The 10,544-nt window shown below is 63.2% G+C and carries 4 protein-coding genes and 1 pseudogene; 1 reads left to right on the forward strand and 4 read right to left on the reverse strand.

Annotated features, from left to right (window positions below; genetic code table 11):
- The 3 genes and pseudogenes from AB0I14_RS31940 to AB0I14_RS31950 form a co-directional block, all read right to left on the reverse strand.
- On the reverse strand, window positions 1–635 hold a 635-nt coding region (locus AB0I14_RS31940; protein ID WP_358030962.1), incomplete at its 3' end, for an AMP-binding protein.
- A 138-nt stretch (window positions 636–773) separates the two neighbouring features.
- Window positions 774–959: pseudogene (locus AB0I14_RS31945) on the reverse strand (MbtH family NRPS accessory protein).
- Window positions 960–1,774: 815 nt separating this feature from the next.
- Entirely contained in the window at window positions 1,775–2,008 is a 234-nt protein-coding gene (locus tag AB0I14_RS31950; protein ID WP_358030965.1) for a hypothetical protein, read from the reverse strand.
- On the opposite strand from AB0I14_RS31950, the gene AB0I14_RS31955 reads away from it, so the two are divergent.
- Window positions 1,998–2,663 carry an isoprenylcysteine carboxylmethyltransferase family protein gene (locus AB0I14_RS31955; RefSeq protein WP_358030968.1) on the forward strand — a complete coding sequence of 222 codons (666 nt, stop codon included), beginning with the start codon at window positions 1,998–2,000 and terminating at the stop codon, window positions 2,661–2,663. The two genes, AB0I14_RS31950 and AB0I14_RS31955, sit on opposite strands and share 11 nt — an antisense overlap.
- An 84-nt stretch (window positions 2,664–2,747) precedes the next feature.
- Here the strand turns inward: AB0I14_RS31955 and AB0I14_RS31960 are convergent.
- A partial coding sequence (locus tag AB0I14_RS31960; RefSeq protein ID WP_358030970.1) for an amino acid adenylation domain-containing protein occupies window positions 2,748–10,544 on the reverse strand: 7,797 nt, incomplete at its 5' end.

A 10,544-nucleotide genomic window follows, 5' to 3' on the forward strand; every position in this document is an offset into this window, starting at 1 on the left:
AACGTCCCCAACAGCCGAGCCACGTTGCGATGAGTGATCGCCACACCCTTCGGCACACCAGTCGTGCCCGACGTGTAAATCAAATAGGCAACATCATCAGCCGCTGGCGCCGATATCCCCCTCCCCGGCTTGGACTTACTACACGCATCGTGGAAATCAATGACCTCCAAGTCGCACCCGGCGAATCGACCGACCAACTCCGTGGTCGTCACCGCTGCAACCGGCTTTGCGTCAGCTACTACGAACTCGATACGCGTATCTGGATGCATCGGATCGATCGGCAAGTATGCCGCCCCGGTCTTGAGAACTCCCAAGATCGACACAATGGCCTCGGAGCACCGCGAGAACAGTAGTGCCACACACTGCCCTGGGCCGACACCAAGATCAACCAACCAGTGCGCCAACCGATTCGATGCCTCATCAAGTTCCTCGTAGGTCATCGACCGGCCGCCGAAGGTCACCGCCACCGCCTCCGGCGCACGAGCCACCTGCGCAGCGAACAACCCCGGAATCGACGCCGACACAACGATCGGCTCAGTCAACACCGCGCGATTACCCCACTCGAACAACTGGGAGTGTTCGTCCTCGTCCAAGAAATCCATCGATGACAAACGCCGGGTCAGATCAGCAGTCACGACAACGCTCCCACCTCAGCGGGGCCGCGATAGCCGTCCCACCCAGAACGAGCTGCGCATCCGTCACCGGCAGCCGCTGTTCATCAAGCTGCATCGGACCCTCCCACCGCGAGATGTTCTACAAGCCCCCCGGCCCTTCTATCTGTCAGTGCACTGGCCCTGCACCAGCACGTCGCGCAGGCTCGTCGGTCGGATATCCGACCAGTTCTGCTCGATGTAGTCCAAACACACAACGCCCTCCGCCTCGTCGTACGCCACCGTCCAGCCAGCAGGTACATCGGCGAACATCGGCTACAGCCGGTGCTGCTCCTCACCGTTGATCAAGACGAAAACATTCCCGTTCGGTCAATTTCAGCTATGAATTAGACAGTTGCAGATGGCCAGCATATCCACACCTTCTTGACGGAGTGTGGAAATCGGCGATCCAGGTGCACCTCGTTGCTACACCCACGGCGATGCGGCTCTCCAGTCGACGCGCATGTCATTTTTGAGCAAATCCATACAGCATTCACACAGGGGAAATCGAACTCGCTCGCTCGTGAAGCTCGGTGGCCTCCGGAGACCGAAATCGCTGGCTGTCGACCCGGCGGCACGGTCGGCGGGATGGTCGTTCACGGCCCACGCCCTGGCGGCACATCGCCTACCCATCACTGCACGGTGCAGTGGATTCACGATCATTTCGATCCAAAAAGGGCCCATGACACCGATGTGATTCAAACCAGCGAAGTGGACTGGCCGCCGCCCGAGCCGACGACGATGCAACATGCCCAGAAGATGGCGCCTCGCGCAGAACTGTTCAAGCGCCCGGCAAACTGAGTAACACTGCGCGCAGCATCCGCCACAACACAACCCCGGTTTCATTGACGACGATTGCGTTAGCCAGATTTGCCCGCGGCCCCAACGCGACAGACGTTTGCGTCAAAATTTGCGTCTGCAAGAACTGGCAAATAGTTAGCACCACGTGTTCCAGCAATCTCGCATCCAGATCGATTTACACGTGCGCACTGCGAAACAAGGACCTCAGGGCCGACGGCGTCGGGCTCCACGCGACATCGAGATGGGGCGTTCGATGGGCATCGACCATCCCCGACGTTCGGGTCACCCCCGATGTCGGGCTGACGCTCCGTCCCGTTGGACACTCAGCCTTTCGCGATCACTCCGCTCGGGCGCGAACCCGGAACCATCCGCTCCGCTACCCATGCAACCGGCGCACCAGCGCCGCGAAGACCCGTCGGGAATGGCCACAACGGGCCGAATTCGCGCCGCTGATAAGCACCAAAAGCGGGGAAATCAACAGAGTTCCGAAGATTCCGGATGTATTCTGAGGCACGGGAAATCACTGCGCGGCCCAGGGGGAATTCCATGAAATCCATGCTCAAAATGCTGCTGTCGGGCTCCCTCCTGATGGGGACGCTTTGGCTGCTGCTGTTCGCACCCGCAGGCACTCTCAACTACTGGCAAGCATGGCTGTTTTTTGCGGTGATCGTGATCTCCTCCTGGATGTCGAGCATCTACCTCCTGCGCAAGGACCCCGCGATGCTCCAACGTCGCATGCCGGCTTCCGAAACCCGTCCGGTACAAAGGGCTTTAGCCGGGGGCATGTACTTTTTCTGGTTTGCAATGGTCATCGTGAGCGCCCTCGATCACCGGTTTGGTTGGTCCTCAGTCCCGACGCCCATATGCGTGGCGGGTTTCATTCTGGCCGTGATCGGAATTGTTGGAATAACGCTGGTGTTCGCACAAAACAGTCACGCGGCCACAACCATTCGAGTAGAGGAAAGCCAACCGCTCATCTCTACCGGCATATACGGCCTGGTGCGTCACCCCATGTACACCTCCAACACACTCCTGCAGATAGGCACGCCCCTCGCGCTCGGGTCCTACTGGGGACTCATGCTTGCCGTTCCCGCTCTGCTTGTGTTCGCCTTGCGTATCCGCGACGAAGAAATACTGCTCCAAGACGAGCTCGACGGCTACCGCCACTACATGCAGAAAGTTCCGCATCGCCTGGTGCCCGGAATTTGGTGACCACCCTCGCAACCAGGCATCGTCGATTCATTCGATGCCAACATTCCTGGCGCACACCACAACCCGGCCGAGGCGAGCTGAATTCTATTTCTGCGATACGGTACTGAAATAATTCCCGTATTCACCCAGTGCAGCAGTGGCCAACATTTCGTAGTGCGTGCAACCGACCGGATGTTCCGTGACATTCCCCGAAACATACGGACGCCAGCTGCGTTGCTGATACCTAAATGCCAGTCGGGTCAGCGCCCCGGGGCGGCGTAACCTCAGTGTGGGAATATTTCGTCGTCGCGCCGCCCCCGCAGAGAATATGACAACATCGCCATCGAAGACCTCGGGCTCATGCTCGAGGAGCAGAAGCCAGTTCGTGGTCAGGCTTTGAGCCATGAAGTCCAGGAGTTGCTTCGGTGGCAACGCAAATTCGACCGGACCTCGTCGGCGAAGCAGTTCCTCGGCCTCCTGGTAGTCAAGGTGCCCCCACCGCCTCGGAACGTCAATGTGATTGACCCGCAAGATGTGCTTGAGGACGTGACTCTGCCGCCACGCCGGATTCAACGAGATGATCCGATTGGCAATGACCGTGGGGTCCAACAGGACCAGTTGTTCGACCTCACAGCCGCGGCGGCGGAGCTCAACTGCCATCGCGTGGGCGACGACTCCGCCAAAAGACCACCCCAGGAGCTTGTAGGGGCCTTCGGGATGGAGAGATTGCAGGCGGTCTGCATAGTTGGCTGCCAGATCGCGAACGGACGCAGCCTCAATCTCACCACTGTGTGGGACTTGATTGAACCCGATGATCGGACAATCCGAATACTCGCCCAAAGTCCGATAAGCCCAGCTCAATCCGAAACCGTCATGAATACAACACCAGGGGATACCATTGCCCGCCTTGAGGACTTCGACGGGAATCACTTCGTCCGCACAGGCGGGCTTACCCACCTGCTGAGCCAAGCCCCTTACCGTCGGAGCATCGAATACGGTGCGCACCGCCAGCCCCGCATCGAGACTGGCATTGACCGCGGATATCAGCCGCATCGCGGAGAGGGAGTCGCCACCCAGGTCGAAGAAGGAGTCGTCGACCCCGACCCGCTCCAGACCGAGGACCTCGCTGTAGATACCGGCCAAGATCTCCTCGGTGAGCGTGGCCGGGGCGCGATATTCGTGACCATCGACGTAGTCCGGGGTCGGCAGGGCGCGGCGATCCAGCTTGCCGTTGACGGTCAACGGCAAGCTGTCGAGCACCACCACCGCCGCCGGCACCATATAACCCGGCAACCGTTGCGCCAGCCGGTTGCGGATCTCGGCCGGCTCGGCGCTGCCCGTGACATAGCCCACGAGGCGTTTGTCACCCGGACGGTCCTCGCGAGCGATGACAGCCGCCTGATCGACGCCCTCCAGATCGGCTAGGGCAGCTTGAATCTCACCCAGTTCGATGCGATACCCACGAATCTTGACCTGCTCATCGGTGCGACCCAGATAGTGCAGTTGCCCGTCGGCTGCCCAGGACACCAGATCCCCCGTGCGATACATACGCGCCCCCGGCCCACCGAACGGGCATGCCACGAACCGGGAACCGGTCAGACCACCCCGGCGCAGATACCCGGCCGCCAAACCTGAACCGGCCACATACAACTCCCCGGACACCCCGGCCGGCACCGGACGCAACCACGCGTCCAGCACGAAGAACGCCGCCCCCGGGATCGGTGTACCGATCGGCACCACACCGGATCCAGCAGCCAGCGGCGCACTGAACGACGTGTACCACGTCTCGGTCGGACCGTAACCGTTGATCATCACCCGACCAGGCGCCCACCGATCCACCAACTCAGTCGGACACGCCTCACCAGCCACCACCAACGCCGTCGACTCCAAACCCTGCGACGACAACGCCGCCGCCGCCGACGGCGTCTGATTCAACACCGTCACCTGCTCAGCAACCAACAAGGCATGCAAATCATCCGGCGAACCCGCCACCGCATCGGGCACCACCACCAGCCGCCCGCCACCCAGCAGCGCGCCGAAGATCTCCCACACCGACACGTCGAACGCATACGAATGCCACTGCGTCCACACCCCCGCACGCGGCAGCCCGACATCCAACGCCCCCAGCAACTCGGTGACATTTCCATGCGGGACCGCCACCCCCTTCGGGACACCGGTAGTACCCGAGGTGTAGATCAGGTAGGCGATGTCATCAGAAGCCGGCCCCGGCAATGCGGCGCTCGGCTGAGTGTCGATCCGTGGATCGGCCACGTCGACGACCTCAACCCCGCAAAGGTGCAACCGCTCAGCCAACCCGCCGGTGCTCAGCGCGGCGACCGGCCTGGCATCCGCGACGACGACCGCGATCCGGGCGTCGGGATGTCCCGGGTCGATCGGCAGATACGCCGCTCCGGCCTTCAGTACCGCCAGGATTGCCACGATCGCCTCAGCCGAACGGTTGAGCAACAGCGCCACACACTCGCCCGGACCCGCCCCACGTCCAACCAGGAGATGTGCCAGACGATTCGACGCGTCATCGAGTTCCCGGTAAGTCATCGACCTGCCATCGAACCTCACCGCCACGTCGTCGGGCACGCGGGCCACCTGCTCGGCGAACAACATCGGCACCGACGCCCCACGACGAGCCCGCCGGGTCAACGCTGCCCGATTACCCACCTCATCAAGACGAGCATGCTCGATCGCATCCAACACATCGATCGACGACAACCGCCGAGTCGGATCGACGGTCATCGCCGCCAACACCCGAACCAACCGCTCGATCAACACCTCCACGGTTTCGGTGTCGAACACATCGGTGCGGAACTCCACCGACCCACCGATGCCGGCCGGCTCACCACCTTCGTCGAATCTCTCCCCCAACGCGAACACCAGATCCATCCGAGCGGTATGGGTTTCCGTCACCAACGGCACGGCCTGCATGTCGCCCGAGGCTGACTCGGCAGCGGGCCCACCGGCGGGGTTCTGCCAGGCCAACATCACCTGGACCAGAGGGTGGTGGGCCATGCTGCGGGTCGGATTGAGACGCTCCACCAGCACCTCGAAGGGCACGTCCTGGTGCTCGTAGGCGGCCAGGCTGCGCTGACGCACCTGCCCGAGCATTTCGGCGACGGTAGGGTCGCCGGCCAGATCGACCCGCAAAACCAGGGTGTTGACGAAGAAACCGACCAGCTCATCCAGGGCGGGATCATTACGTCCGGCGATCGGGAAGCCCACCGCCACATCAGTACTCGCGCTCAGCTGAGCCAGCAGTGCCGCCAGCGCCGCCTGCAGCACCATGAAACTCGTCGCATTGTGTTCACGAGCTACCCGCGCCACCTGCTGCTGCAGCTGCACCGGCCACGCCACAGCCACACTCGCCCCCCGGTAATCGGCCACCAGCGGATAGGGCCGATCCGTGGGCAACTCAAGGCGATCGGGCAGCCCCGCCAAGGCCTCCTGCCAGTAAGCCAATTGCCCGGCGATGCGGCTTTCGGGATCGGACAACTCACCCAGCTGCTCGCGCTGCCACAGGGTGTAATCGACGTACTGCACCGGCAACGGCGCCCACTCCGGCGGATGGCCGCCACACCGCGCCGCATACGCAGCAGCCACATCACGACCCAGCGGAGCGAATGACCAGCCATCCCCAGCGATGTGGTGCAGCACCGCCACCAGTACATGCTCATCCTCGGAAACGTGGAAAAGCCTTGCCCATAACGGAATCTCGGTATTCAGATCGAACGGGTGCCGGACTGCCGCATCGATGGCTTCCGCCAGCCGGCCTGCCGGCCAACCTGACGCGTCAACCTCCTGCCAACCGATGTCGACCTGGTCGGCAGGGATGACCAACTGTTGGGGGACACCGTTGATCGACGGGAACACCGTGCGCAAACTCTCGTGCCGGCCCACCACGTCCGCCAAGGCTCGGCCGACCGCATCGACGTCCAGGCCGCCGGTGATCCGGTACGCGATCGGCATGTTGTAGATCGGTGAAGGCCCGTGCAACTGATCCAGGAACCACAAGCGCTGCTGGGCATACGACAACGGAACAACCGCTGGACGGGGCTGGGCTTCCAACGGCTCACGCCCACCCGAATCCTCACCGATGCGCGGCTCCAGCGCGGCCACGGACGGTGCGTCGAATACCGTGCGCACTGCCAGATCAGCGCCCAGTGTGGTGTTGATGGCGTTGATCAACCGTATCGCTGACAGGGAGTCGCCGCCCAAGTCGAAGAAGGAGTCATCGACCCCGACCCGCTCCAGGCCCAACACCTGGGCATAGATGCCGACCAAGATCTCCTCGGCGGGAGTGGTCGGGGCCCTATAGCCGTCGGCGTCGATGTACTCAGGTGCCGGCAGAGCCCTCCTATCGAGTTTCCCGTTGATGGTCAACGGCATTGCCTCGACCACCACGACCGCAGCGGGCACCATGTATGTCGGCAGGTGTTCGGCCAACTGGGCTCGCGCCTTACCGGAGTCGACCATCCCGCTCACCGTCTCGGTGACGTAGCCGACGAGACGTTTCTCTCCGGGTTGGTCCTCGCGGGCGATGACGGCGGCTTGTTCCACGCCATCGAGGTCGGCCAGGGCGATCTGGATTTCTCCGAGCTCGATGCGATACCCGCGGATCTTGACCTGCTCATCGGCGCGGCCGAGATACTGTAGCTGCCCATCGGTGCCCCAGCGCACCAGATCGCCGGTCCGATACATGCGCGCCCCTGTGCCGCCGAACGGGCAAGGGACGAAGCGGGATGCAGTCAACCCGGCCCGACGCACATAACCGACGCCGACGCCACGGCCGGCCACATACAACTCGCCGACCACGCCCGGAGGGACTTCCCGAAGCCACCGATCCAGGACGAACAACGCCGCACCCCGTACCGGAGAACCGATCGGGACAACATTCGAGGCCGCCGCTTCGGGCATCTGCAAGGGCGCACTGATCGCCGCGTACACCGTGGCCTCGGTAGGCCCATAAGCGTTGATGAGCACCCGCCCCGGCGCCCACCGCTGGACCAACTCGGCCGGACAGGCTTCGCCGGCCACTACCAACGTGGTGGATTCCAAGCCCTGCGGTGAGAGCATGCCCGCCGCCGAGGGCGTCTGACTCAAGACGCTGACCTTCTCGGTCACCAACAAGTCGTGCAGTTCCTGCGGTGAACGGGCCACCTCCTCGGGCACGACCACCAACCGGCCTCCGTACAACAGCGCACCGAAGATATCCCACACCGAGACGTCGAACACCAACGAATGCCATTGCGACCACACCGTTCCCGGCCCCACCAAAGCCGGATCCAGAGATCCCAGGAACTGCGTCACATTCTGATGAGTGATCGCCACCCCCTTCGGGACACCAGTGGTCCCCGAGGTGTAAATCAGGTAGGCAATGTCATCGGCGGCCGGTCCGGGCAATGCGGTGCTGGGTTGCACATCGATATGCGCGTCGGCGACGTCGATGACGGCCAGGTCTCCCTCATCCAGCCGTGACCGCAACTCGGTGGTGGTGACCGCCGCGACCGGGCCGGCATCAGCGACCATGAACGCGACCCGCGCATCCGGTAGCAGCGGATCGATCGGCAGGTACGCCGCCCCCGACTTCAGTACCGCCAGGATCGCCACGATCGCCTCGGCTGAATGGTTCAGCAGCAACGCCACGCACTCACCGGGACCCGCCCCGTGACCGACAAGTAGGTGGGCCAGCCGATTCGACGCCTCATCCAGCTCGCGATACGTCCACGAGCTCTCACCGCAGACCACCGCCACTGCTTGCGGTGCCCGCACCACCTGCTGCGCGAACACCACTGGAATCGGCACCGCGGCAACAGATTCGGCCAACACCGCCCGATTGCCCCACCCGTCAAGACGGGAGTGGTCACCGGACTCCAGCAGATTCACCGAGGACAGCTTCGCTTCTGGGTCGGCGGTCAGGCCCCCCACCACCCGCGCCAGCCGCTCGATCAAAGTTCGGATGCCGGCGGCGTCGAAGACATCGGTGCGGAACTCCACCGATCCGGTAATCCCAGCGGGCTCACCGGCGTTCCAGCGTTCAGCCAACGAAATCGTCAGATCCATACGGGCAGTCTGTGTGTCCGCCTCCAACGGTGTGGCCTGCATACCGCCCAAACGCGACGGGGCCGCTCGGTCGTCCTGCCGGGGTAGGTTCTGCCACGCCAACATCACCTGAACGAGCGGATGATGGGTCAAACTGCGGGCGGGGTTGAGCCGATCGACAACCACCTCGAAAGGCACGTCCTGATGCTCGTAGGCAGCCAAGCTGCGCCGGCGTACCTGAGCCAACACATCGGCAACGGTGGGATCACCGTCGAGTTCGACCCGCAGCACCAAGGTGTTGATGAACACCCCGACCAGCTCGTCCAAAGCTGGATCGCTACGTCCTGCGATCGGGAAGCCCACTGCCACATCGGAACTGCCGCTCAGATTCGACAGCAACACCGCCAATGCAGCCTGCACCACCATGAAACTGGTCGCGTTGTGCTCGCGGGCCACCTGCGCTATCTGCTGCTGCAACTCGACCGGCCACTCCACCGCCACCCTCGCTCCGTGGTAGTCGGCGACCGGCGGATAGGGCCGGTCGGTCGGCAGTTCCAGGCGCTCGGGCAGCCCGGACAGCGCCTGCTCCCAGTAGGCCAGCTGCTTGGCGATACGGCTGTCGTCGTCGGTCAGATCGCCCAGGTGCCGGCGCTGCCACAAGGTGAAGTCCACATATTGCACGGGCAGCGGAGACCAGCCCGGGGCTTGTCCCGCGCATCGGGCGGCATATGCCACGCCCAGATCTCGCACCAGGGGACCGATCGACCAGCCGTCTCCGGCGATGTGGTGGACCACCGCCACCAGCACGTGCTCGCCCGCCCCGAGGCGGAACAGTGCTGCCCTCAAGGGGGTTTCGGCAGACAGATCGAAGTTGTAGCCGACGATCGACCGGATCGCATCGTGCAGTTGACGTGGAGACCAGCCGGTGGCGTCGACAAGCCGCAACCCCAGATCGGCCTGCTCCGTAGGCACCACAACCTGCCGAGGCACTCCCTCGACCGATATGAATACTGTGCGCAAAGACTCGTGACGGTCCACCACATCGGCCAGCGCCTGGTTCAGCGCATCAACATCCAGCTCACCGGTGATCCGAAACGCCGTGGCCATGTTGTAGATCGGGGACGGCCCCTCCAATTGATCCAGGAACCACAACCGCTGCTGGGCATAGGACAACGGAATAGCAGCCGGACGGGCCTGGGCCACCAACGGCTCACGGCCACCCGAACCCTCACCAACCCGCGCCACCAGTTCAGCCACTGTCGGTGCTTCGAACACCGTACGGACGACGAGATCGGCATCCAGACCCGCGTTGATCGCATTGATCAGCCGCATTGCGGAGAGGGAGTCACCGCCCAGGTCGAAGAAGGAGTCGTCGACACCGACGCGGTCCAAACCCAACACTTGGGCATAGATGCCGGCCAGGATCTCCTCGCTGGGAGTGGACGGGGCGCGGTAATGATCGGTATCGGTGTATTCCGGTGCCGGCAGCGCCCGCCGGTCGAGTTTGCCGTTGACGGTCAACGGTATTGCCTGGACCACGACCACCGCCGCGGGCACCATATAGCCCGGCAACCGCTGCGCCAATGCCGTACGAACCGCAGCAGGATCGACTGTCCCACTCACCAATTCGGTCACATATCCGACCAGCCGCTTGTCACCTGGACGATCCTCGCGGGTCACAACCGCGGCCTGCTTGACCCCAACCACATCAGCCAATGCGGTTTGGATCTCCCCCAGTTCGATGCGATACCCACGGATCTTGACCTGCTCATCAGCACGCCCCAGGTACTGCAGTTGCCCGCCACTGCCCCAGCGCACCAGATCCCCGGTGGAATACATCCGTGATCCGGC

Source organism: Mycobacterium sp. NPDC050441, assembly GCF_040655355.1.
Classification (GTDB): domain Bacteria; phylum Actinomycetota; class Actinomycetes; order Mycobacteriales; family Mycobacteriaceae; genus Mycobacterium.

What these genes read in the sequence shown, in the direction of transcription:
- AB0I14_RS31950 (WP_358030965.1), bottom strand. Translation starts at nt 2,008, where the DNA reads ATGGATTTCATGGAATTCCCCCTGGGCCGCGCAGTGATTTCCCGTGCC.
- AB0I14_RS31955 (WP_358030968.1), top strand. Translation starts at nt 1,998, where the DNA reads ATGAAATCCATGCTCAAAATGCTGCTGTCGGGCTCCCTCCTGATGGGG.